General features: G+C 30.1%; 22 protein-coding genes and 3 pseudogenes. 9 read left to right on the forward strand and 16 right to left on the reverse strand.

Features of this window, described 5'->3' with window-relative positions:
- Positions 1-4: 4 nt before the first annotated feature.
- The 9 genes and pseudogenes from tilS (at position 5) to R2808_RS07875 (ending at position 8,011) form a co-directional block, all read left to right on the forward strand.
- Positions 5-1,291, forward strand: coding sequence for a tRNA lysidine(34) synthetase TilS (gene tilS, locus R2808_RS07835; RefSeq protein WP_371270408.1), 1,287 nt, complete (start codon positions 5-7; stop codon positions 1,289-1,291).
- Positions 1,288-3,375: a protein-disulfide reductase DsbD family protein gene (locus tag R2808_RS07840; RefSeq protein WP_371270409.1), complete on the forward strand. Its 2,088-nt coding sequence runs from the start codon at positions 1,288-1,290 to the stop codon at positions 3,373-3,375. Before tilS ends, R2808_RS07840 begins: the two co-directional genes overlap by 4 nt.
- Before the next feature lie 141 nt (positions 3,376-3,516).
- Positions 3,517-3,915 (forward strand): hypothetical protein, encoded by a 399-nt coding sequence (locus R2808_RS07845; protein WP_371270410.1) that lies wholly within the window; start codon positions 3,517-3,519, stop codon positions 3,913-3,915.
- A 98-nt stretch (positions 3,916-4,013) separates the two neighbouring features.
- A complete protein-coding gene (locus tag R2808_RS07850) occupies positions 4,014-4,622 on the forward strand; it encodes a YqaA family protein (RefSeq protein WP_371270411.1) in 609 nt (202 codons plus the stop codon).
- 63 nt (positions 4,623-4,685) lie between these two features.
- Positions 4,686-4,904, forward strand: coding sequence for a DUF3817 domain-containing protein (locus R2808_RS07855; protein ID WP_371270412.1), 219 nt, complete (start codon positions 4,686-4,688; stop codon positions 4,902-4,904).
- The gene (locus R2808_RS07860; protein WP_371270413.1) at positions 4,905-6,146 is read left to right on the forward strand and encodes a mechanosensitive ion channel family protein; all 1,242 of its coding nucleotides are present in this window, start codon (positions 4,905-4,907) and stop codon (positions 6,144-6,146) included.
- A 107-nt stretch (positions 6,147-6,253) separates the two neighbouring features.
- A complete protein-coding gene (locus tag R2808_RS07865; RefSeq protein ID WP_371270414.1) occupies positions 6,254-6,550 on the forward strand; it encodes a hypothetical protein in 297 nt (98 codons plus the stop codon).
- Positions 6,551-6,648: 98 nt separating this feature from the next.
- Entirely contained in the window at positions 6,649-7,518 is an 870-nt protein-coding gene (locus R2808_RS07870) for an OmpA family protein (protein WP_371270415.1), read from the forward strand.
- Positions 7,519-7,611: 93 nt separating this feature from the next.
- Positions 7,612-8,011, forward strand: a pseudogene (locus R2808_RS07875) (glyoxalase).
- On the opposite strand, the pseudogene R2808_RS07880 reads toward R2808_RS07875, so the two are convergent.
- The 16 genes and pseudogenes from R2808_RS07880 to R2808_RS07955 all read right to left on the reverse strand — a co-directional run.
- Positions 8,008-8,681 (reverse strand): annotated as a pseudogene (locus tag R2808_RS07880) (DUF2461 domain-containing protein). The pseudogenes R2808_RS07875 and R2808_RS07880 overlap by 4 nt on opposite strands.
- A 9-nt stretch (positions 8,682-8,690) precedes the next feature.
- Positions 8,691-9,401: a VIT family protein gene (locus tag R2808_RS07885; RefSeq protein ID WP_371270416.1), complete on the reverse strand. Its 711-nt coding sequence runs from the start codon at positions 9,399-9,401 to the stop codon at positions 8,691-8,693.
- 2 nt (positions 9,402-9,403) lie between these two features.
- Entirely contained in the window at positions 9,404-9,967 is a 564-nt protein-coding gene (gene hisB / locus R2808_RS07890; protein WP_371270417.1) for a histidinol-phosphatase, read from the reverse strand.
- 60 nt (positions 9,968-10,027) lie between these two features.
- Positions 10,028-11,146: an efflux RND transporter periplasmic adaptor subunit gene (locus R2808_RS07895; RefSeq protein WP_371270418.1), complete on the reverse strand. Its 1,119-nt coding sequence runs from the start codon at positions 11,144-11,146 to the stop codon at positions 10,028-10,030.
- Positions 11,147-11,159: 13 nt separating this feature from the next.
- Complete coding sequence (locus tag R2808_RS07900) at positions 11,160-15,482, reverse strand: CusA/CzcA family heavy metal efflux RND transporter (RefSeq protein WP_371270419.1); 4,323 nt, start codon at positions 15,480-15,482, stop codon at positions 11,160-11,162.
- Positions 15,483-15,558: 76 nt separating this feature from the next.
- Complete coding sequence (locus R2808_RS07905) at positions 15,559-15,942, reverse strand: hypothetical protein (RefSeq protein WP_371270420.1); 384 nt, start codon at positions 15,940-15,942, stop codon at positions 15,559-15,561.
- Between the two features lie 41 nt (positions 15,943-15,983).
- Positions 15,984-17,330, reverse strand: a complete 1,347-nt coding sequence (locus tag R2808_RS07910) for a sensor histidine kinase (RefSeq protein WP_371270421.1) — start codon at positions 17,328-17,330, stop codon at positions 15,984-15,986.
- A 46-nt stretch (positions 17,331-17,376) separates the two neighbouring features.
- A complete protein-coding gene (locus R2808_RS07915; protein ID WP_371270422.1) occupies positions 17,377-18,039 on the reverse strand; it encodes a response regulator transcription factor in 663 nt (220 codons plus the stop codon).
- A gap of 1 nt (position 18,040) precedes the next feature.
- Entirely contained in the window at positions 18,041-19,357 is a 1,317-nt protein-coding gene (locus R2808_RS07920; RefSeq protein ID WP_371270423.1) for a DUF3570 domain-containing protein, read from the reverse strand.
- 19 nt (positions 19,358-19,376) lie between these two features.
- Positions 19,377-19,586, reverse strand: a complete 210-nt coding sequence (locus R2808_RS07925) for a DUF4266 domain-containing protein (protein WP_371270424.1) — start codon at positions 19,584-19,586, stop codon at positions 19,377-19,379.
- 48 nt (positions 19,587-19,634) lie between these two features.
- Entirely contained in the window at positions 19,635-19,913 is a 279-nt protein-coding gene (locus R2808_RS07930; RefSeq protein WP_371270429.1) for an FAD:protein FMN transferase, read from the reverse strand.
- Positions 19,876-20,049 carry an FAD:protein FMN transferase gene (locus R2808_RS07935; protein WP_371270430.1) on the reverse strand — a complete coding sequence of 58 codons (174 nt, stop codon included), beginning with the start codon at positions 20,047-20,049 and terminating at the stop codon, positions 19,876-19,878. The genes R2808_RS07930 and R2808_RS07935 overlap by 38 nt, the downstream gene beginning before the upstream one ends.
- 34 nt (positions 20,050-20,083) lie before the next feature.
- Positions 20,084-20,233, reverse strand: a complete 150-nt coding sequence (locus tag R2808_RS07940) for a hypothetical protein (RefSeq protein ID WP_371270425.1) — start codon at positions 20,231-20,233, stop codon at positions 20,084-20,086.
- A gap of 363 nt (positions 20,234-20,596) precedes the next feature.
- Complete coding sequence (locus tag R2808_RS07945; RefSeq protein ID WP_371270426.1) at positions 20,597-21,031, reverse strand: thioredoxin family protein; 435 nt, start codon at positions 21,029-21,031, stop codon at positions 20,597-20,599.
- Positions 21,032-21,105: 74 nt separating this feature from the next.
- A complete protein-coding gene (locus R2808_RS07950) occupies positions 21,106-23,049 on the reverse strand; it encodes an LTA synthase family protein (protein WP_371270427.1) in 1,944 nt (647 codons plus the stop codon).
- 90 nt (positions 23,050-23,139) lie between these two features.
- A pseudogene (locus R2808_RS07955) lies at positions 23,140-24,314 on the reverse strand (hypothetical protein); the annotation flags it as partial.

The raw sequence follows: 24,314 nt of genomic DNA on the forward strand, positions 1-24,314 counted from the left end.
TCATATGCAAAACAATTTTCCTTTCTTATGCGAAAGCAAAATTTTTATTGCAGTAAGTGGCGGTATTGACAGTATGGTTTTGGTTGATTTATTACTTCAATCGCAACTGAAATTTACAATTTTACATTGCAATTTTCAGTTGCGTGGAGAAGAAAGTGATAGCGAAACATATTTTATTAGAACATTTTGTAAGCAAAAGCAAATTCCGTACATAATTAAGTTTTTTGAAACTGAAAAATATGCTATTGCAAACAAGTTATCCATTCAATTAGCAGCTAGAGAATTACGTTATTCGTGGTTTCAAGAAGAAATTGAAAAAAAAGGAAATGGTTTTTTACTCACAGCACACCATGCCGATGATAATTTAGAAACTTTTATCATCAATTTGAGTAGAGGAACAGGAATAGATGGTTTAACGGGCATTCCAGAACAAAATGAAAATATTATTCGTCCGTTATTACCCTTTTCTAGAGCCGAAATTATTTCGTATGCCAATGAAAATAGGCTAGAGTGGAAGGAGGATAGCAGTAACGCATCCGATAAATATTTGCGTAATAAAATTCGTCATCAAATAGTGCCTGTATTAAAAGAGTTGCATCCTACTTTTTTAGAAAATTTTCAAAAAACACAAAACTTTTTATTAGAAAATCAACAATTTGTTAATAACCATTCGGAACAACTTTATGAACAAATTGTTGAAAAACATAATAATAGTATTCAAATTGCACTCAATAAATTATTGATTTTGCCCAATTGGAAAACGTATTTGTTTCAATGGTTAAAGCCTTATGGATTTACTAATTGGGATGATATTTACAGGCTAGTAACAATTTCACAAACGGGTAAAATTATTGAAAATAACGATTATACGATTTTAAAAAATAGAGACGAATTAATAGTCTATAAAGTCCATAACGAAAATCAAATCTTTAGCATTTCAACAACAACTTCATCTCTTAATTTTCCCTTAAATATTACTTTGAAAAATGTTAATACCATCGGAAAATCTAATCGAAATAGTATCTTTGTGGATAGTGATAAATTACATTTTCCTTTATATCTTCGAAAATGGGAAGAAGGCGATTATTTTTATCCAAATGGAATGATAGGAAAAAAGAAACTGAGTAAATTTTTTAAAGACGAAAAATATTCTCTTTATGATAAACAAAATCAATGGTTATTAACCGCTAATAATGAAATTGTTTGGGTAATAGGTAAGCGCGTAGATCAACGATTTTTGGCAAATGAAAACACACAACAAATACTTAAAATAGAAGTAGTAAATACATGAAAAAGTTATTCTTATTAAGTTGCGTATTCATAAATTTTGTTGCGCACTCACAACTTTTAGATCCAGTAAAATGGAAAACATCAATCAATCAAAAATCAAACGATGAGTTTGAATTGGTGATGCAAGCTACAATTGATGAACATTGGCATATGTTTTCGCAATATACACCCGATGGTGGCTCGCTTCCTTCTGTTTTTGAATATAAAAATCAAGCAGGAAACTATAAATTAATTGGTAAAACTATAGAAAGCCAATATCAAAAAGTGTATAATGATATTTTTGAAATTGACGAGTATTTGTTTGAAAATAAAGCTACATTTAAACAAGTAATAAAAGTTACCAATACTAGTTTAAAAGAAGTTAAAGTTTATGTTGAATATCAAGCTTGCAAAGAGCAATGTATTCAGCAAGATAAAACGTTTACTTTTACATTACCTGAAATTAAAAAAGAAGGAACTGTAGCACCACAAAAAGAGGTTGAAACTCCTAAAAAAGATGAATCTTCAGAAGTAAAATCAATTACTTCTCCAGAAATATCTACTGATGGAAAAGAACTTATTTTTGAATCTACAGTTGATACTACAAAAGCAGAAAATTCATCAGAGTTAACTATCGATGATTCAACTAAAATGACTTCATCTTCTAGCAACGAAATCACTTCAAATAAAGAAGAAAAACGTAGTTTATGGGGGATTTTTGTATTGGCTTTTATTGGTGGTTTTGCAGCGCTTTTAATGCCTTGTATTTTCCCAATGATTCCAATGACGGTAAGTTTTTTTACAAAACAAAGTAAAACAAAAGCAGAAGGTGTTCGAAATGCTGTTATTTATGGTTTATCAATTATTGCCATTTATGTTGCTTTAGGTTCAGTTATTACCGCCATATTTGGTGCTGAAGCTTTAAATGAATTATCAACTAGTGTTTGGTTTAATGTAGCTTTTTTTGTGCTATTAGTAGTGTTTGCCTTATCATTTTTGGGTGCTTTCGAAATTGTATTACCGAGTTCATGGGCTACAAAATTAGATAATCAAGCGGGTAAAGGCGGAGTATTAGGTATCATTTTTATGGCATTGGCATTGGCTGTGGTTTCATTTTCTTGTACAGGTCCTATTGTAGGTACTTTATTAGTAGAAGCTGCGGGTAAGGGCGGCATAGCACCAATAGTAGGAATGTTTGGATTTTCTTTAGCAATTGCTTTGCCTTTTATGTTATTTGCTATGTTTCCAGGTTGGTTAAATTCGTTGCCAAAATCGGGCGGTTGGCTAAATACGGTTAAAGTTTCTTTAGGATTTTTGGAATTAGCTTTTGCTTTTAAATTTTTATCAAATGCCGATTTAGTGTTACAAAAACATTGGCTAGAACGCGAAGTTTTTATTGCAATTTGGATTGCTGTTTTTGGTGCTTGGGCTCTGTATTTATTTGGAAAATATATGCTACCTCATGATTATCAAAAAGCTGATAAAATAGGAGTGGGTCGATTGCTAATGGCAATTTTAGTATCAACTTTTACATTTTATATGATACCAGGATTATTTGGCGCGCCGTTAAAATTGTTAAGTGGTTTAACTCCACCAATTCATTATGCTGAAAGTCAAGGTGGTTTTGGTAATAATTCAATTCCAAATCAAGTTATTCCTGAACATGCACATATTGGTCCACATGGTTTAATCCTTTTTGATGATTATGAAGCCGGCTTAGCTTTTGCAAAAAAAGTAAATAAACCCGTTATGCTTGATTTTACTGGCGATGCTTGTGCCAATTGTCGTCAAATGGAAGATAAAGTTTGGTCGGATAATGCAATTTTACCAATCTTAAAAGAGCAATTGGTGATTATTTCATTAGTATGTGATCGAAAAATTGAATTACCTAAAAAAGAACAATACATTTCGAAAACTACTGGAAAAGAAATCGTGACTATTGGTAATAAATGGACCGATTTTCAAATAACACGATACAAAAGTAATTCGCAACCTTTATATGTTATTTTAGATACTGAAGGTAAGGATTTGTCCGAGAAACCAATTGCCAATACCAATAAAGAAGATTATTTAGAATGGTTGAAAGCAAGTATTTCAAAATTTTAATAATCCTATAAAACCAGATAGTAATTTTGGTTTTGCAAAACTTTATTTTACATAATGTATATTATAATTCAAATAATATACATTAAGAAATTACAAATTTAATTTCATTTTATTTGAACAAAACCGACTAAAATTCTATTTTTGCAAAAATTATCAAGCATCGTTTATATAATGGAAAATAAAAAAGCATTACAATTAATTAGTAAAATTCAAGAAAATTTAAACACTTCAAAAAAAATTGATTTTAACGAAATTATTAATCAATTAAAAGAAATACGCGAATATTCATTAGAAGAAAAAAATCCTGTTGTTACAAAAGCATTACGATTAGCTTATGAACATTTACAAAACAACAATGCTTTTTTAATTTCAATCCCAGAAGACGATTCGTTTGATGAAGAAAATGAATTAGAAACTACAATTGGTTCTGAAAATAATTTGGAAAGCTTTGCTTACTTTTTATCGCTTATTGCCGATCAATCGAAAAAAAATAACATTCTCGATTTAAAAGCTTACAATCAATCCTTTTTAGAGTTTTAATTCTATTTTACATAATATAAAACTAAACTTAAATTTTATCTATTTCTTAACGATTTTTATTGTTTCTAGTTTATAGTTTTGTGTTTTTAAAGAAATCTATGTCTAAACCAAAAAAATCGCGAGCAAAATTATTGCATCAGTATTATAAATATACTGGTTTTTATACTTTTATTTGGGATAATACCAAAAAAGCATTGCTTCCGCTTGCTGTTATTGTAGCAATATTGTTATACATTAATTATAAAGTTATTAGTGTTAATGATATGCTTTTGTATGTAACACAAAATTTTAGTGATACTTTTGTGTTTACATTATTTTTTATTTCAGAAAGTATATTAGGATTATTACCTCCAGATATTTTTATTGCTTGGACAAAAAGCACCGAACACCCACTACTCTACTTAACGTTATTGGCTATTTTATCGTTAGCAGGTGGTATTATTTCGTATTATAAAGGTAGAACATTATTATTGCTCCCTAAAATTAATAATTATTTAGAAGGGCGAATGTCTAAACATATACGTAATATGCAAAAATGGGGTGGATTTTTAATAGCAGTTGGTGCTTTACTCCCACTTCCATTTGCAATAGCCTGTTTAGCTGCAGGTATGATTCGTTTTCCACAAAAACAATTTTTTATATTTGCATCGCTTAGAATACTTCGTTTCGTTATTTATGGTTTTGCCATATATTCTGCCTTATCATGATAAAATTATTTAAAATTATAGCCTTTTTTAGAAGGTGTTTCATTACTTGTTCTGTTTTTTAATATGCTTGTAATTAAACCTTTACATTTTGAATTATATAAAACACTACTTTTTCCTATAGGAATTACACACGGTATGCTATTTATTTTTTATATTGTATTAGCTACTTATTTTAAATTCGAAAATAAATACTCATTTAAAGACTATTTTATAATTGGTATAGCCTCTGTTCCTTTTGGTACATTTTATATTGAAAAAAAGTATTTAAGTAAATTAAAGTAAATGGAATTTTTAAATTGGGCCGATACATTTTTTCACGATTTAGGTTTTAACAAAGAAACCGTTGCTAATTTAGGCTTGTTTACTAATATTATTGTTATCATTATTATAGCTTACATAATTGATTTTATTGCTAAAAAAATTTTAACACAAGCCATAACTACTGTTGCAAACAAAACAAAAACCTCTTTCGATGATTATTTGGTAAACAATAATACTGCCAAATACATTGCTCACTTGTTTCCACTTTATTTTATATACCTAACGGTTCCAGTGCTTTTAGATAAGTATTCTACAAGTGATAAATTTTTAGAAAAAGGACTCAAAATCTACATTATTTTATTGTTTTTATGGATAATAAGAAGTGTTTTTAGAGCACTACGCGATTATTTAAAACACAAACCTCGTTACAAAGATAAACCCATAGATAGCTATATTCAGGTGGTAACTATTGTATTGTGGATGTTTGGAGTATTTTCCTTTGTGTCAATATTATTTAACATTAAAACTATTACCTTTTTAACGGCATTTGGTTCTATTTCGGCAATAATAATATTAGTATTTCGCGACACTATTTTAGGTTTTGTTGCCAGTATAACAGTATCGGTTAACGATATGGTTCGTATTGGTGATTGGATAACAATTGACAAGTTTGGTGCCGATGGCGATGTTATCGAAATTAACTTAGCTACTGTAAAAGTTAGAAATTTTGATAACACTACAACTACAATACCTACATACAGCCTTATATCGGATAGTTTTAAAAACTGGCGTGGCATGCAAAACTCAGACGGCCGACGTATAAAGCGTTATATTTTAATTAAATCGTCGTCGGTTAAATTTATACAACCCGAAGAATTAAATTATTATAGCAAAATACAAGAACTAACGTCCTATTTAAACCACCGACAAACCGATATTGATAATTACAACGAAACTAACAATATTGATAAAACTTTATTACTAAATGGAAGAAATCTTACAAATTTAGGCTTGTTTAGAAAGTATATTATGCAATATTTACAATCGCATCCAGGTTTAAATAAAGAAATGATGCTTATGGTTCGTCATTTGCAACCAACTGAAAAAGGTATTCCAATTGAAATTTATTGCTTTTCAAAAGATAAAGTTTGGGAAAACTACGAGCACATAATGGCTGATATATTCGACCATATCATTGCTTCGGTTAAATATTTCGATTTAGAAATATTCGAATTTAATTTATCACACCAAATAAAAAATTAAGCGAGTGTTATTTTTAATTAAAATAAAAAATATCTTTTTGTTTTTTTAAAAAACAATTTTGCATAATTTTGCAGCTAATTAAATTAGTAGAACTAAATAAATAAAAAATGAAAAAAATCATTTTAAGTCTTTCACTTGTTGCATTAACTTTTTCAGCTGCAAATGCACAAGATGGTGTAGCAAAAGAATACAACAGATGGTCTGTAGATTTAAACGGAGGTTTAAGCCGCCCAACGCAACCTTTTACAGTTAATAATTATGTTAAAGACTTTAGTCTATTTCATATAGATGCAGGGGTTCGTTATATGTTTAATACTAAAGTTGGTTTAAAAGCAGATTTTGGCTACGATAGTTACGAAGGCAAACACAGCCCAATGGATTTTGAGGGACTTACACTAGAGTAGGTTTACAAGGTGTTGTAAATGCGGGTAGAGTTTTAAACTTCGAAGAATTTGCAAAATGGTTTAACTTACAATTACACGCTGGTTTTGGTTATTCATTTATGGAAACTAACAACTTTAAAGGTAAAGACGAAATGCTTAATGTTCCTCTAGGTTTAACAGCTCAAGTTAAATTAGGAAAACGTGTAGCTTTAAATGCTGATTTTACTATGATTAATAATATTAGTCAACATTATACTTTTGATGGAAGAAACAATAGTATATATGGTAATGTAATTGAAGATAGAGGTTTTAATGGTACTTTATATAATGCAACAATTGGTCTTTCAATTTATTTAGGTAAAAAAGAAAACCACGCAGATTGGTATTTTGAAGACAAATCTAAAGAAACTTCTGATTTAGAAAATAGATTAGCACAATTAGAAGAAAAAATTAAAGATTCTGATAACGACGGCGTAGCTGATTATTTAGACGAAGAACCAAATACTCCAAGTGGAAACTTAGTAGATACTAAAGGAAAAACTTTAGATAGCAACAAAAATGGTATTCCAGATTCGTATGAAAGTTATATCAATAATTTAGTAAACAAAAACGAACCTGTAGTTTCTTCAGCTAACGAAGGTGTTTCTTTTGAAGATATGATTAACAATGGTTATATAAATGTTTATTTCCCATTCAACTCAGCTACTCCTACTACTTCATCTTACGATGCAATTAATTTTATGACAGATTACTTAAAAGCTAATCCTTCTAAATCGGTTGAGTTAATTGGTACTGCAGACGTAATAGGTAACGATAGCTACAATGTAAATTTATCGAACAAACGTTCAAATGCGGTTAAAGATTTATTAACTAAAGCAGGTGTAGATAGCAGTAGAATGTCTGTTAATGGAAAAGGAGAAGACGACAAATTTGGCGAATCTTCTATAGGTAGAGCTTTAGTAAGAAGAGTTACTTTTAAATTAAAATAATTAACAAAAGTTCTTAATAACTTTAATAACCCTTGAAAAATTTCAAGGGTTATTTTTTTATCTTTAATACACACTTACCATAATTTATAAATTATGAAAACTAAAGATGAAGCTATTTTAGAAATACGAGGAACAAGTATTGGAAAAGTATTAGATAATTCTACTTCTGAAGAAAAAATTTCAAAATACAACCCTACGCCCAATTCTAAAATTTCAAAACGATTTATTTATAGCGGTTTTTAAAAATTATGCCACTAAACAAAAAGGGACATTCTATTTGTTATCGCCCGAAAAAAAATTGCAGTATATTGAAAATAGCATACAGCGCGATATAAAATTTAGAAATTCTTTAAAAGGAATAATCATTGGCTTATTTACCATTTCCGAATATAAAGAATATATTCAAAATTCATCGCAACTTAATAAAAGAATGATGAATTTATTAATAGAGAGGTTGAAAAATCAGGTGCAACTTTTAGAAAGTAATTACTAGTACAAGCTTTCACCATTAAGATTAGTCGTTAAAACCGAACTCATATAATCGAAAAATGGACGCATGGCTGCAAAAGTAGCAAGAAATCCCCCGTTTGAAAAGTTGACGATAAAACTTCTTTATCCGATAGTTTTCTCATCACTAGAAATTGTTTCTTGCGAATTAAATCGATATCAGCATGTTCTTTATCAAAGCCTTTCGGAGCGGTTTTTAACTCCTCTCCTGCTAATTCTCCAAACATTTTTTTAAAATTTTTATCGGCAATAATATCTCGTATTTCCGAAGCATCAAGTTCAAATTCTTTACGAATTCGAAGCAAATCTTCTTTATTTGGTTCCCAAAAACCACCGCCAACAAAACTATTATTTGGTTCTATGTGTAAATAATAGCCACCACGAAGCATGGGTTTGGTTCGCGAAAAACTTACGCCAAAATTGGTTTTATAAGGCGATTTATCTTTTGAGAAGCGAACATCGCGATAAATTCGAAACATATTCATTTTTTCAATACTATCATTTTTCGATAATTCGGTATTTATTTCTGTAAAAAAGAGCTTTGAATTTTGTAAAGCAACTTCATATTGCTTTTTGTTTTCAGCAAACCACTCTCGGTTGTTGTTTTGATGCAATTCTTTTAAAAAATCGAATATATTTTTATTAATTGTCATAATTGTTATGTTTTAGGCTATATTAACACCAAAAAGGCGACCTACAAGAGCCGTTAATCCCATCGCAATAGTGCCCCAAAAAGTTATGCGTAGTACAGCTTTTAAAATGCTAGAACCTCCTGCTTTTGCAGCAAAAGCACCCATTATCCCTAAAAATAGTATAGCCGAAATATAAAGTGTATAAACCATATTATTTTGTGGTGCAAATAATGCAACTAAAAATGGTAAAACTCCTCCAAAAACAAAAGAAGCTCCCGATGCCAATGCTGCTTGCAATGGATTTGCTTGAGAAATTTCATTTATGCCTAATTCATCTCGTACGTGTGCTGCTAAGGCATCGTGCTTGGTTAACTCTTTAGCTACCTGTAAAGCAGTTTCTTTTTTTAAACCTCTTTTTTCATAAATTTCTGCTAATCGCTGTAACTCAATCTCTGGCATTTCTTCTAATTCTTTTTTTTCACGTTCAATATCGGCTTTTTCAATATCGGTTTGCGAACTTACCGAAACGTATTCGCCTGCAGCCATTGATAATGCTCCTGCAACCAAACCTGCTAAAGTAGCTAAAATTAGAGGCTCTCGTAAATTAGATGCTGCAGCAACACCTATTGCGATACTCGATGTAGATAATATTCCATCGTTTGCACCCAAAACAGCGGCACGAAGCCAATTACTTTTACTAATATAATGATTGTCTAAATAATCGTTTGAAGTTTGGTTATCCATGATTAAGATTTTTTCTTCAAAAAGTTATAAATTTTTTTCCAATTATTGGTTTCTATTGCGATAAAAGGTTGTAATTCTTCTTGTTTAACCGAAATTTCAGTTGTTCCCAAATGGGTTTTATCGTTTATATAAATCGCTTTCCCTCCGAAGTTTTTGGCAAATTCTACATCTGTAAGCCTATCGCCTATCATAAAAGAATGTTTCAAATCGTATTTTGGATTTTCTATATAATGCGTAATTAAACCAGTTTGAGGTTTACGGGTTGAAGCATTTTCATTAGGGAAAGTTGTATCTATTAGAATTTCTTTAAAAATAACACCTTCATTTTCAAATGATTTTACCACAAAATCTTGAACTGGATTAAATTTTTCATAAGGTAGATAGTCGGTTCCTAAACCATCTTGATTGGTAACCATTACAATTTTAAAATTGAGTTTTTTTGAAATTTTAGCCAAATAATGAAGTGCTTTGGGGTAAAAAGCTAACTTTTCAAACGAGTCAATACGTTCGTCTTCGGTTTCTTTTATAATCGTTCCATCTCGATCTACAAATAGAATTTTTTGCATAAAATTATTTTTAGAAACTAAAGATAAAAAAATTAACTTTAGATTTTGTTTTGAATTGCATTATTCCACTACATCATAAACACCTTTTTCTAATATTTCGCTTGTAGCAGAAACTTTAGATTCAGGTAAAATTTCGGTAAACTGTTCATTTTTAATTCCAGTAAATACTTCTTGTTTTTTAAAAATTATACTGTTTTTATCACTTTTATCGACTAAAAGTATCATTTTTTTGTCATTTTCTTCAAAAATTGCTTCGTTTGGTAAAGCCAAAACCTTGCGATTATTTGCGATTATTTTAGCTTCCACAAACATTCCCGCTACTAGTTTTTGCTTTAACGAATCTTGTAAACTACCATAAACCGTAACTGTTCTGTTTTCTTCGTTAATTACTTTTGCTATGCGAAAAACTTCCGATGAAAACGTTTCGTTAGATACTTCGGTTACCTTAAACAAAATGGGTTGATTTTCTTTTAATCGCATTACATCGCGTTCAAAAATAGCTAAATTTACTACTAATTGCGACGGATCAACGACTTCTACAATAGTATTATCGCCCGAAATAAAAGCTCCTAAACTTGCATTATTTTGCGTTACAATTCCATTTATAGGTGAGGTAACAAAAAGTGTTTTACTAATAGTTCCTTTTGCTACTGCGTTTGGATTTAATCCAATTATAATGAGTTTTTCACGAAGCGAATTATACGTTCCCAATGCTTCTTTATACTCGCTTTCTGCTTTTAAATAGTTTTTTTGCGATGTAATTTTTTCATCAAACAAAGTTTTTTGCCGATTGTATTCCGATTTTAAAAAATTGATACGTTCTGCTATTTCAATAAATTCCTTTTGAATATCAACTATTTCGGTATTTTCTAAAGTGGCCAAAACTTGTCCTTTTTTTACTTTATCGCCAATAATGACGGAAGATTGTATTACATAACCACCTAAAATTGAGGCTATTTTAGCCCGATATTGTGTTGCAACATCAATTTTTCCTGTCGCTTTAATATAATCGGCAAAATCAACTTCTTGCAGTTTTACAGTAGTCATATTGTTGCTAGAAAATTGCTTTTGCGTAATCTGAATTTCATCTGAAATTTCAGGTTCTATTATTTCTTCTTCACTATTAGTTTTACACGATAAAATGGTAAAAAATGAGAGTATATAAATTATATTTTTCATCTGTTCTTTTATATTAATTAAAAATAAGATAGTTTTTTTGTAGTAATAATTGGTTGTACTGAATCAAATTATCAAGATAATCGACTTCAATTGAAATAGCATTTTCTAAACTTTGCACATACTGAAAAAAATCGATTTCACCATGTTTATAACTCATTTCGGCAACTTTTAAAATCTCTTTAGATAAATTTTTACCCGATGTTTCATAGTATTGAATAGCTTTTGTATAACTTTCTAATTCTTGATTTTTTTGTTGTATAAAATGTGTTATTTTTTGTTGTGCGTTTTGTTGCTCTGCCTCTGATTTTTGTACTTCTAATTGCGCAATTTTTACTTTTTTTGCCGTTCCTGAAAAAACTATCGGAATAGTTAACCCAACTTGAAATCCGTATAACGATGACGATAAACCTGTGTTTTTTCCTTGAAAATATTCGCCACTGATACTAGGTAGCCAATTTTGTTTCTGTAACGAAATATCTGTTTTATTTAATTCTATAATACTTTGATAATAGGAGTTGTAGATATTACCATTTAAAGTTTCAGTTGTATTAATTTTATCTAATTTCTGATTTGAAATAGCAATTGTAGAATCTGTTTGTAAAATGGCTTGTAATTGTTCATTTTGAGCTAAAATTTGCTTTTCAATTTGAAATAACTCGGTTTCAATTTTGCGATATTTGGCTTCGGCTGTAATTTTTTCCAAATAATTGGTTTCGCCTAATTCAAATCGGCGGTTACTTCCTTTAGAAAAACTTTGGTACAAACTATCTAATTTTTGGTATAACTTTTTCTTATTTTTCCAATATACAACTCCGTTATAGGCTAAAGCAACTTGATAAAATAAATTGTTTTTTTCAATTTCAAAATTTGCATTTTCTACAGCAACATTAGCCTTATAATAATTTTTTCGAGCTTTATATAATGTCGGAAAATCGAAATTTTGTTGTACACCAAAAACTTTTAGTGGCTCGTTATTAATAGCTAAATTATTTTGATCGTAAGCATAATAAACAGACGTTTTATCTAATGTAAAAGCCAACTTTGTAGTTTCTTCTGCTTTTGAAATGCCTAATTGTTTCGCTTTTAAAACATTATTATTTTCTAATGCAACTTGCTGCAATTGAAACAATTCGTTTGGAATTTCTTGTGCATTTGAATAAACAGAAAACAACAAAAACCCTACAATAGCTGTTTTCTTTTTCACTCTTATTTTTATACTTTTTGTTTCTACTATTTTAAATAGCACTGGCAAAACTACCATTGTTAAAATTGTAGCGGTTATTAATCCGCCAATAACAACAGTTGCCAAAGGTCGCTGCACTTCGGCACCAGCAGAAGCCGAAATTGCCATTGGTAAAAAACCCAAAGCAGCCGCTGCAGCCGTTAATAATACAGGACGTAAACGATCGGTTGCGGTTTTTATAATCATTTCGTCAATATTATTAAATGTATTTTGTTTCATTTCGTTAAAGTGTTCTATAAGTACAATTCCGTTGAGTACTGCAATACCAAAAAGAGCAATAAACCCTACTCCTGCCGAAATACTAAACGGTAAATCTCTAAGTGCTAAAAAGAATATTCCGCCTACGGTTGCCAAAGGAATTGCCGAGTAAATCATTAAAGCTTCTTTTACCGAATGAAAAGCAAAATAGAGTAAAATAAAAATTAACAATAATGCAATAGGAACCGCAATTAGTAAACGAGCTTTTGCACTTTGTAAGTTTTCAAACTGACCACCATACGTAATTTCGTAACCTGGTGGTAAATCTATTTTTGTGGCTATAATTTTTCGTATGTCGTTAACCACACTTTGCATATCGCGATTTCTTACATTTATACCAATTACAATTCGTCTTTTAGTATTATCTCTCGATATTTTTGCTGGACCAGTTGTATAAGTTACTTCTGCTACTTCTTGCAATGGAATTTGTTGCTGGTTAGGTAATGAAATAAATAAATTTTTTAAATCATCAATACTTTTTCTGTTTGTATTGTCTAATCTAACGACCATATCGAATCGTTTTTCGCCTTCAAAAACTTGTCCGCTAACTTTTCCTGCAAAAGCTAATGAAACGTAATTGTTTACATCTTTTGTATTTAATCCGTAACGAGCTAATTTACTTCGGTTGAATTTTACAAGCATTTGAGGTAAACCTTCTGTTTTTTCTACAATAATATCGGCAGCACCCTCAACATTTTTTATAGCTTCTTCTATTTCGTGGGCTTTTTTTGCCAAAATTTCTAAATTATCGCCAAAAATTTTAACTGCCACATCAGAACGCGTTCCCGAAATTAATTCGTTAAATCGCATTTCTATGGGTTGTGTAAATTCGAGTTCCATATTAGGGATTTCAGTAGTTATGGCTTGTTTAATTTTATCGGCTAAATCATCTTTTGAAGCTGCGTTTTCCCATTCCGATTTTGGTTTCAACTTTACAATAATATCGCTTTCCTCCATACTCATTGGGTCAGTAGGTACTTCGGCAGCACCTATTCTAGAAACCACTTGTTCCACTTCTGAAAAATTATCTAAAATTATATCTTCAATTTTTGTGGTAATTTCTATGGTTTTACCCAATGATGTTCCTGTTTTTAAAACGGGTTGAATTACAAAATCGCCCTCGTCTAAAGTAGGTATAAACTCACCTCCCATTCTACTGAAAATAAAAACCGATAAAACAAAAACGGCAATAGCACTTACCATTACTTTTTTAGTGTTTTGTAACGCCCAAGTAATTACAGGCTTGTACCAATTGTTTAACACCGTTATTAATCGGTTTGAAATTGATTTAGGATTTATTTTTTGTGGTTTTAAAACCAAAGACGAAATCACTGGAACATAAGTAAAACACAACAACATAGCACCTATAAGTGCAAAACTAAACGTAAGTGCCATTGGTTTAAACATTTTTCCTTCAACTCCAGATAATGTTAAAATAGGGATAAATACAATAAGAATAATTAGCTGCCCAAAAACAGCAGAATTCATCATTTTTGAAGTACTCTTTTGGGTAATCGCATCAATTTCAGTTTGCTGGTCTTTTTTATTTAAGTGCTGTAAATTTTCCGTTTTAGCAGTAATTTGAAAAGCGATAAACTCAACAATAATTACAGCTCCATCTATAATAATTCCGAAATCGATTGCTCCTAAACTCATTAAATTAGCATCAATTCCAAAAATATTCATAAACGTAATGGCAAAAAGCAAACACAATGGAATAACTGATGCTACAACCAAACCTGAACGCCAATTTCCTAATAATAAAACAACTATAAATATAACAATTAAGCAACCTAAAATTAAATTTTCGGCAATTGTGAAAGTGGTTTTAGCAACCAATTCGCTTCGTTCTAACGCAGGTTTTATATAAACGCCTTTAGGTAATATTTTTTGCACTTCGGCTACTCTATTGGTAACATCTTCTATTACTTGTTTAGAGTTAGCTCCTTTTAGCATCATAACCTGACCCAAAACTTTTTCGCCTTTTCCGTTTGCGGTAATAGCTCCAAATCGGTTGGCGTGTCCAAATTTTACTTTGGCTACATCTTTTATAAAAACAGGAATGCCATTTGCTGTTTTAACTGCGATTTGCTCAATATCGGCCAACGAAGTTATATTTCCCTCGCCTCGAATAAAAAAACTTTGGCTTTCTTTTTCTATATAACTTCCGCCTGCTATGCTATTATTATTGTCAATAGCTTCGAAAACTTCATTTATTGAAATATTCATAGCATTTAACTTGGCCGAATTAATGGCAATTTCATATTGTTTTAAATAGCCACCCCAAGTGTTAATTTCGACAACACCCGCTACTCCCGAAAGATGCCGTTTAACAATCCAATCTTGAATGGTTCGCAAATCGGTAGTTGAATATTTACTTTCATATTCTGGTTTTACTTCTAAAGTATATTGGTAAATTTCGCCTAAACCTGTAGTAATAGGCCCCATTTCTGGAGAGCCAAAACTTTCAGGAATTTTTTCACTGGCTGTTTTAATTTTTTCGGCTACTAATTGGCGCGGCAAATATGTTCCCATATCTTCATCGAAAACAACAGTTACTACTGATAAACCAAATTTTGAAACCGAACGAATTTCTTTTAAGCTTGGTAAATTTGCCATTTCTAACTCAATTGTAGCTGTTATGTATTGCTCAATATCTTGTGTAGATAAGTTTTGAGAAGTGGTTATAATTTGAATTTGATTATTTGTAATATCAGGCACTGCACCTATTGATAGTTTAGATAATGAGTACAATCCAAACCCAAAAAGTGTAAATGTAAAAAGTAAAATTATTAGTTTATTTTTTAAACTAAAGGTTATAATTTTTGCTAACATTTTAATTTTAATTAATGTAAATAATAGGTATTTGTTTCATAGTTAAACAAATACAGCGATAAAAAATACTATAAAATTAAATGGTAGCTATTTTTGGTGGTAACCAAATGGATTTAATCAAACTTGATTTAATAGAAATGTTATAAAAGAATTTATTTTTACACGAAATCATTGTTTTTACCATCTCAATCTGAAGTTTAAACAATGAAATGGCAAATAAAACAGTTCCATTATTATCAAAAGTTTTAAATGGCAAATCGTGATGCTCTCCATGATGTTCTTTTGATGTTTTTGAGTAATGAAGTTTTAGAAATGTTGTGAATGAGATGCTATTAGTTGTTGTGTCTTTTTTGTGTTCTTTATAGTGTTCTAACAAATTGGGGATTTTAAACAACTGTCCTACTGCTGTGTTAGCACACAAAAAAGTAATTATTAGTATATAGACAATTGCTTTTCTCATTTTACAAATTTACTATAAAAATAACGATAAATTCTTAATATTTACTTAGATTTTGTATCGTTAAAAATAAGTTTTATTGTTGTGCCAACAGCAATAGTACTCGAAATAGTAATTTTTATATGTAATAAAGAACAAAGGCGTTTTACAATAGATAAACCAATGCCTGTGCCTTTTATTGTTGCTGTTTTAGTATTTTGAATGCGATAAAATGGATCAAATATTTTAGCTAAATTAGCTTCTGAAATTCCAATTCCGTCATCTGAAATATGCAATTGTAACTGATTATTTTCTGTAAATAATGAAATGGTAATTGTTCCTTTTGGGTTCGAATATTTTATAGCATTCGAAATAAGATTGGTTAAAATTATAGAAATTAAATAACTATCGGATTGTATGGTTGCATTTGAAAGTAAATTTGTTGACAATTTTATTTCTCTTTCTTTTAATTGGGTTGAAAAAGTAGAAATAACATCTAAAATTTGTGCTTCTAAAAATACTTCTTCGTTTTTTATTGATTGCTTGTTATTTTCAAATCGAGCTAATAATAACAATTGGTCAACCAAATAATTTAATCGATCTACTTCTTTTACGCAAAAGTTAATTTTTTCGTTGTATTCTTCTGTTGTTCTTGGTTTCCTCACTAAAACTTCAAGTGTTCCTTTAATTACGGCCAAAGGTGTTCGTAGTTCGTGAGAAGCATCGGAAGTAAATTGTTTTTCGCGTTCAATGGCACTTTCTATTCGATCTAACAGCGAATTTATTTTTTCGGAAAGCAAATACAATTCGTCTTTATTTTGAGGCAAAGGAATACGAGCTTGTAAATTATCTTTTGTAATAGAGTTTGTAGTGTTTATTATAGTATTAATGGGTGCTATACTTCTACCCGCAAAAAAACGAGCCAGTAAAAACAAGATAATTACAATTAGCGGAAATGAAATTAATAAAATTTTCTTTAAAACATTTAATAAATCGGCATCGCTTAACGACATTGCCACAACCATATAACCAATAGTAGTAGTGTTGTTTTTTATTGTAGTTTGTATTTGTCGAATTGGTTTTCCGCTTAATGTAGTATCGTAAAAAGTATTGTTTGTAGCTTCGGGTTGTAATTGTAAATTGTTGTCTTTTAAATTTGGTGATTTATCAATGAGTTCTTTATTGGTGTCGTAAAACTGAATAAAAACAGGATTAACATCGGCTTCGTTATGTTCTCTAGCTTTCCATTGGTTTACACGAATTAAGTAGGTTTCATTATCATCGAAAGAAACATCTTGTAAATGTTTTTGCTGTTCTATTTTAATTTCTTCATTAATATGTGCATTTACATTTATTTCTGCCAATTCGTAAATAACAAAAAACACTAAACCAATGAGAATGGCTGTGCTCAAAATATAATAAAACGCAATTCTATTTCTAAAAGAAAATGAAAAATTGTTAACCATTAGCAATATATCCTACTCCTCGTATTGTTTTAATTAATTCTTCGTTTTTTGATAAGTTTAATTTTTTTCGAATAGCATTCATAAACACATCTATTACACCAGTATCGTATTCAAAATGAATATCCCAAACGTCTTCTATAATACTAGTTCGCGAACAAACTTTTCCTTTATTTTGTATTAAATACCGAAGCAATTCGAACTCGCGTTGTGTTAAATTTACTTCTTCATTAGCTACAAAAGTTTGAAATGTATCGTTGTTTAATTGAATTTTTCCTAGCGTTAAAATAGCTTCTTCTTTGTTGTTTCTAAAATGAATTTTAATACGTTCTAATAATTCTTCAAAACTAAAAGGCTTTTTAATATAATCGTTTGCGCCTGCTTTTAAACCTTCTATCGTTTCTTGAACGGTATCTTTTGCGGTTAAAAATAAAATTGGAATTTGCTTGTTAATTTCTCTAATTTTTATGCAAACTTCAATTCCTGTAAATTCTGGAAGCATCCAATCTAATAAAATTAAATCGAATGCTTCGTTTTCAAAAAATTGTAAACCTTCTTTTCCTGTTGAAGCTGTTGTAATACTATAGCCCTCTTCTTCTAAACCTTGCTTTAAAAAGTTTTGAATCCCTATTTCGTCTTCAACTAATAATATTTTCATTTTATTGTTGTACAAATTTTATGGCAAATGAAACAATATTTGCATCTAAACCATCGGAACGACTGTAATGATTATAACGCAAATCGATACTTTTAATACCAAATTTCCAAATATGGCTACTCATAAAAATATCGGTATAAGTTACACCTAATCCATATTGATTAGAATTAAAGCTCGACAAATCGTAATCGGAAGTATAATATTTTTCAGTTGACAAATGCGCTTCGTAGGGTGCAAAATATTTCGATTGATTTTGTGTATAATAACGATACATTGGATAAACCGTAAATCGATCAGATAATTTTACAGGAATTTCTAAACTTGCCGTATGCGAGTCAATTCCCCAATTGTCCCAATAATACCGATAATAGGTTCGTATCGTTAAGCGTTCGTTTATATAAAAATTCCATCGTGTACCAATAGGTAACTTAAATCGATTGTCGGGTAGTCGTTCAATATCATCTGCTAACTGAAATTCGTTAACGAAATAATCGGGTTTATCAGCAAAATAAATTCGCTGATAAGGCGTTGATAATAAACCTTGTTGCTGTAAAACATCGGCAAATAATGAAAATTGAATTTTTGTAGTTAAAACTTGACTAAAACTTAATGATAACGAATAGGAATTACGGTTCTTTTTATTGTGAAATGCAAAAGCATCAGGATTATATGGTAATATGGAAGTTGAATTTATTGTAAAATAATTGAAGATTCCTCCCGATAAACCATTATCGGCAAAATCTTGTAGCTCTTTCGGATAAATTGGTCGCCAAGTGTCTAAATAAACATTTGCTGAAACATTAAATTCCGAATTTTTATCGTTAAACAATTTGGTTAAACCACCACCAAATCCAACTGAAGAATAATCGTATTCTACCGAACCCGAAATGTGCGCTTTCCAAATTGTGTTTCTATCATCTGAACTATGGCTGTAACCTGCTACTAAAGTGGTTAACACATCGGAAGCCGAAGCACCAGAGCTTGCTTGCCAAGGGCTTGGTGTGTTACTATCGAACGGATTAATATTTCCTGACGAAGCCGAAGAATATGCCGAAATTCCAACATCAACAGTCAACACATCATCGTCATTTAAAGGCATGGCTACTACAATGGTTGGGGTAATGTCGGTAAGTTCTTCCATTCCACTTCCTCCCGAAACAGCAGAATGCACACCATCTTGTTTATAATAACTCATTAAAAAATCGACTTCTGTACTTTCTAGTACTCGTTTTTTATAAGCAACTTCGGTAGTATCTGTTTCTTGAGCAAAAGAAGCAAAAGTTACTAAAATAAAAATATAGCTTAATTTACTTTTCATTAATTTGTTTTTTTAGGGTTTAATTACAACCACAACCTCCTCCTGTTTTTCCTCCATTTGCACCAGATGCCGCTTCTCTATATACTTGAAAATTAGTTTCAAAGCGTTCTACTGTTTTTGCTGAAAGTTTCATTTCGGGGTCGTTAATGTATTGTTTGTCGTATTCTTTTACAGTATTACACGATTGTAATGCTACACAACTCAAAAAGATTATTACTAATTTTTTCATTATTATTCGTTTTTAATATCTATATTTTTTGATGTAAATACTTCGCCTTTATCGGTTACTACAATACATTCTACTAGGCAATTGATTAATAAAATCGATACCTACTTCTTTACCCATTACAAAAATAGAAGTGGCTAGAGCATCGGCTAGTTCTGTTTTTTTTGCAAATACTGAAACACTTACCAAACCCGATGCTGGATAACCCGTTCGCGGATCGATAATATGTGAATATCGCTTTCCATTAAAAGTAACATATTTTTCGTAACTTCCTGATGTTTCTACAGCACTATCAATAAGAGGAAACGTAGCAAAATATTTTTTCTTTATTCATAGGGTTTACAATAGCAACTGTCCATGGTTTTCCATCTATTTGATAGCCCCAAGTGGTAATATCGCCCGAAACATTTACAACACCCGAACTACAGCCTTGCTGTTGAAGTAAATTTTTAATATTGTCTGCAATGTAACCTCTTGGCCTATTCCTCCAAGACCGAGTTTCATTCCTTTATCTCTTGCAAATAAATAGTATTGTTAGTTTTATCTAAAATAACTTTTTCATAGCCTACACGAGCAACCGATGCTTTTATAGCTTCTGGTGTCACCGGCATTTGTTGCATACTACCATCGAATTTCCAAATTTTATCCATTGAAGCATAGCTTACATCAAAAGCACCATTGGTAAGTTTTGAAATTTGTCAAAGCACGCTCGACTAAATTAAAACTTTCGGTAGTGAAACTTGTACAGCTTGAATTCCTGCATTTTGATTTACTATTGGAAATTTCGGTAGTAGAAATCCAATCGGAAATTAAATTTTCTACTCGCTTTACTTATTATGGCTAAATTACAAAGTCTTTCACCTTGAATCGTATCGTTAGCTACAACAGTAATTTCAAACGGATTTTCTAAAAGCACAGCTTTTTTCTTATGCAAAACCTGTGCTTGGGAAACTAAACTAAAACCAATTATAAAAAAATATTATTATTATTCGCACGCTATTTAATTTGTAATTTTATTTTATAACTGTTTCAATCATTTCAATATATTCGGAAGGACTAACATTTTTAAAGCCTAATTTTCCTAATACTTTACCATCAGGCTGTAGTACAATTACTAATGGAAAACTACCTTCTTTATTGTATTTTTCGGCTAATGCACGGTTGTGTCCTGTTTGTTCTTCGGAAAGTTGATTGGCTTTTTTTCTGGGAAAATTCAGTTTTACTAAAACCCATTTTTCATCGGCTACTTTTTTAAATTCTTCCGATTGCCAAATGTTTTTATCTAATCGAATACAAGGTGCACACCAATCGGAACCTGAAAATATCATAATAATATTTTTATTTTCTTTAGTTGCTAGCTCTTTTGCTTGGTCAAAATTGTAATTCCAGTTTTGTGAAAAACTTATTGATACAAAACTAAACAGCATTAAAGTTAAAATCTTTTTCATTTTTTAAAAATTTATATAAAAATAACGTTTTTAAAAATAATAAAGTATATAAAAAACGGTTTCTTAATATAATTTTAATTTAATTTATTTTGATTAAATAAAAAATCGCCAGTTTGGTACCACGAAATTGTTTCTTCTTTAAACGATTTATTAAGTTCTATAGGTGTAAGCTCATTATTTGTTTCGTTCCATTTGTATTGTTTTACTGATTTGTTATTAGACAGTATACAAACCGTATTATTGGGTTTCAATAATCCTAATTTTAAATATGTAGCAATAAGTGCACGAGGTTTATATTTAGCAGAAAGTACATTTGACCCAAAAAAGTTTGATGTATAAGACCAATTCATTGTAGAAAACAAAGTAGGAAATATATCTATTTGACTACAAAGTTTTTCGACAGTTTGTGGCTCTATATATTTTTCAGAATATATTATTGCTGGTATATGATAATTTTGCACATCAATTTCATCTTTTCCTGCACTACTAGCACAATGATCTGCAATAAATACGAATATAGTGTTTGAAAACCAAGGTTTAGTTTTTATTTTTTTAAATAATTGGGCTAAAGCATAATCGCTATATTTTACAGCCCCTTTTCTATTTGTTCCTGACGGAATATCGATTGATGGCTCTGGATATGTATAAGGTCTATGATTTGAGGTTGTCATAATAAAATTTAAAAAAGGCTGTTTTTTTGCAAACTCATTATCAGCTTCTTTAATCATTTTATTGTAAATATCTTCGTCGCAAATTCCCCAAGCATTTTCAAAAGTTACTTCATTGTTTTCAATATTAGTTCGTGTTGTATGAATAGCATCATTTAAAATACTTCCTCTACCTCTATCAAAAATGGCAAAACCGTTTCCACCATAAAAAGCATTCATATTATCAAAATAACCATCGCCACCGTAAAAAAAGTTACAGGTATAACCTTTTTGTTTAAAAACATTAGAAATAGTAAACAAATTAGCATTATTAGGTCGTTTTACGATACTTTGTCCTGGTGTGGGCGGAAATGAAAGTGTAACGGCTTCCATTCCTCTAACAGTTCGGTTACCTGTTGCAAATAATTTTCTAAAAAGCATTCCTTTGTGCGCAATACTATCTAAAAAAGGCGTTATGTTTTCTGTGTTTCCAAACGATTGCATAAAACTAGCACTCATACTTTCCATCAATATAAATACTACATTTGGTTTTATTTCAGCATTAGAATCGTTAATTATTCGCTTTATAGTAGTTGCTTCATTTGAAATAAAATGTTGACTTTCAAAATTAGATTTTACTTTTTTAAAAGCATTTTGGTTTGAAATGGTAGGGTAAAATGTAGCATAATCAAGTCGGTTATTTCTAAACTCTGAAAAAAATGAATAAATTCCTGCTTTTGAAATTTCGTTACTATAACGATTATTTGACCACTCTGCTTGACTATTTTTTATAAAAAAGATATAAAAACAACAAAGTAATAATGAAACCGAAAAAGCAATTAATTTTTGCTTAAACGATATTTTAGCTTTAAATGTTTTAAAAAATATTTTTTGTTTTGTAAACCACCAAAAAATAAGTAAAACAAAACCTATTATACTTGGTATAAGTATAATTAAAGGATACGATTGATTTATATTTTGAACCACTTCGTAGGTATATATTAAATAATCTACAGCCACGAAATTAAACCGACAATGAAATTCGTCCCAAAAAGTGATTTCGGCAAAAAAAGTAAAAATGAGTACTAATGTTATGAGAAAAAACCCAAAATAGATAATTGTTTTATCAACTAGTGTTCCTATTGCTTTTTGTGGAATAATTAAAATATAACCGCTAAAAAACACTGCCAAAAAGGATACTACACCAATATCGAAAAATAAGCCCGTAATTAATATTCGTACAAAAGTAAAAACACCGCTATCAATATCGCTAAATTGCCAAATTAATAAAACTATTCGCAATAAAAACGAAAGTAATAGAAAACCGAGACTATAGGTAAAAAATAGTAAAAATCTATTGGAAAATTTCATAACTAAAAGTTTTCCACAAAATTCTTGAAAACTATAATTATGTTTTAATTTTTAGGCTTAAGTATTGCTTAAGGAACGCTTAAGATTTACTTAATATAAACCGTTGTATTTTCTAGTAAACCATTCTGCAGCCAAAAGCGAAACAATAATTGCTAGTAACCATTTCCAATCGATTAATGGCGATTTTTGTGTAATTTCTTTAGCTACAGGTTTGTAATTTTCAGCTTGTAAAAGAAATGCAATAAGCTGGTTAGTAGTATTAGGATAATAGGTTTTTCCATTTGTATTTTTCGCCAAAAGTTCTAAACGATACGTATCTGGATTTGTAAACTGTTCTTCAATGTCGAAAACCAAAACTTCAAAGTTTCCAGAAACCGAAGTGTTTGTTGATTTTTCGGTTACCGTATAGGTGTAGTTTCCAGCTTCTAACCCATCGAAATTTACTTTATACTCTAAATTTCCATTATAAAAATTATAGGTTTTAGTTGTTTTTTTATCAATATTTGTAAGCTTTATACTTAGTTCGGCATTATTGTCAAATTCGTAATTTTTATTAAAATATTGTGCTGTAATTGCTATAGGTTCGCCCGAATTATAAAAACGTTCTACATTAACAATAAGCGATTTTTTGTTAGATTGTGTTGCTAAATATTGAATAATTTTATCGGTAAACGCATCAAAATCATCAAACGATTTTTTGTCTAAATACGTTTGCATTCGCCATTTCCAAATTCCTTCTCCAAATAAATATGCGTTTCTACTACCATTTTGTTCTGTAAAAGATAACAACGGAAATCCTGCCGAAACATTACGAATATTTGCTTGTAGCAAAGTAGCATTATTAGTTTTTGCAGAAACAATACCAAAAGCATTTTCGAGTGGTGGTAAGTTTTCGAAACCGATATTATCTTGCGAATACAAATTGAAATTGTTATTAAAACTTGCCAAATAATATTCTTTTTGATTATTCATTTTAAATGAAAAATCGGTTACATATTGATTTAAAAAATTGAAATCGGTGGCTAATCCTGTAATGATAAAAGTGTTTAACTTTAAGTTTTTATTTTGCTCAAAAACCGATTTAAAAGAAGTATTTGGTTGGTACAGAATTAATTCATTAAATTTTGATAAATTATTGATTTTGTCAATATTAAGCACCGTAACTTTACGCTGTTGATTAACCTCTATACTACGTTTTAATGCACCAATATCTGGATGATTAACTGCTGAAATTATAGCCACTTCTGTTCGTTGGTCTATTACTT

This window comes from Flavobacterium sp., from assembly GCF_041392005.1.
Lineage (GTDB): Bacteria > Bacteroidota > Bacteroidia > Flavobacteriales > Flavobacteriaceae > Flavobacterium.

Coding starts and splice junctions, on each gene's coding strand:
- tilS (WP_371270408.1), top strand. CDS start 5: ATGCAAAACAATTTTCCTTTCTTATGCGAAAGCAAAATTTTTATTGCA.
- R2808_RS07840 (WP_371270409.1), top strand. CDS start 1,288: ATGAAAAAGTTATTCTTATTAAGTTGCGTATTCATAAATTTTGTTGCG.
- R2808_RS07850 (WP_371270411.1), top strand. CDS start 4,014: ATGTCTAAACCAAAAAAATCGCGAGCAAAATTATTGCATCAGTATTAT.
- R2808_RS07855 (WP_371270412.1), top strand. CDS start 4,686: ATGCTTGTAATTAAACCTTTACATTTTGAATTATATAAAACACTACTT.
- R2808_RS07860 (WP_371270413.1), top strand. CDS start 4,905: ATGGAATTTTTAAATTGGGCCGATACATTTTTTCACGATTTAGGTTTT.
- R2808_RS07865 (WP_371270414.1), top strand. CDS start 6,254: ATGAAAAAAATCATTTTAAGTCTTTCACTTGTTGCATTAACTTTTTCA.
- R2808_RS07870 (WP_371270415.1), top strand. CDS start 6,649: ATGGAAACTAACAACTTTAAAGGTAAAGACGAAATGCTTAATGTTCCT.
- R2808_RS07885 (WP_371270416.1), bottom strand. CDS start 9,401: ATGGATAACCAAACTTCAAACGATTATTTAGACAATCATTATATTAGT.
- hisB (WP_371270417.1), bottom strand. CDS start 9,967: ATGCAAAAAATTCTATTTGTAGATCGAGATGGAACGATTATAAAAGAA.
- R2808_RS07895 (WP_371270418.1), bottom strand. CDS start 11,146: ATGAAAAATATAATTTATATACTCTCATTTTTTACCATTTTATCGTGT.
- R2808_RS07900 (WP_371270419.1), bottom strand. CDS start 15,482: ATGTTAGCAAAAATTATAACCTTTAGTTTAAAAAATAAACTAATAATT.
- R2808_RS07905 (WP_371270420.1), bottom strand. CDS start 15,942: ATGAGAAAAGCAATTGTCTATATACTAATAATTACTTTTTTGTGTGCT.
- R2808_RS07915 (WP_371270422.1), bottom strand. CDS start 18,039: ATGAAAATATTATTAGTTGAAGACGAAATAGGGATTCAAAACTTTTTA.
- R2808_RS07920 (WP_371270423.1), bottom strand. CDS start 19,357: ATGAAAAGTAAATTAAGCTATATTTTTATTTTAGTAACTTTTGCTTCT.
- R2808_RS07925 (WP_371270424.1), bottom strand. CDS start 19,586: ATGAAAAAATTAGTAATAATCTTTTTGAGTTGTGTAGCATTACAATCG.
- R2808_RS07940 (WP_371270425.1), bottom strand. CDS start 20,233: ATGGATAAAATTTGGAAATTCGATGGTAGTATGCAACAAATGCCGGTG.
- R2808_RS07945 (WP_371270426.1), bottom strand. CDS start 21,031: ATGAAAAAGATTTTAACTTTAATGCTGTTTAGTTTTGTATCAATAAGT.
- R2808_RS07950 (WP_371270427.1), bottom strand. CDS start 23,049: ATGAAATTTTCCAATAGATTTTTACTATTTTTTACCTATAGTCTCGGT.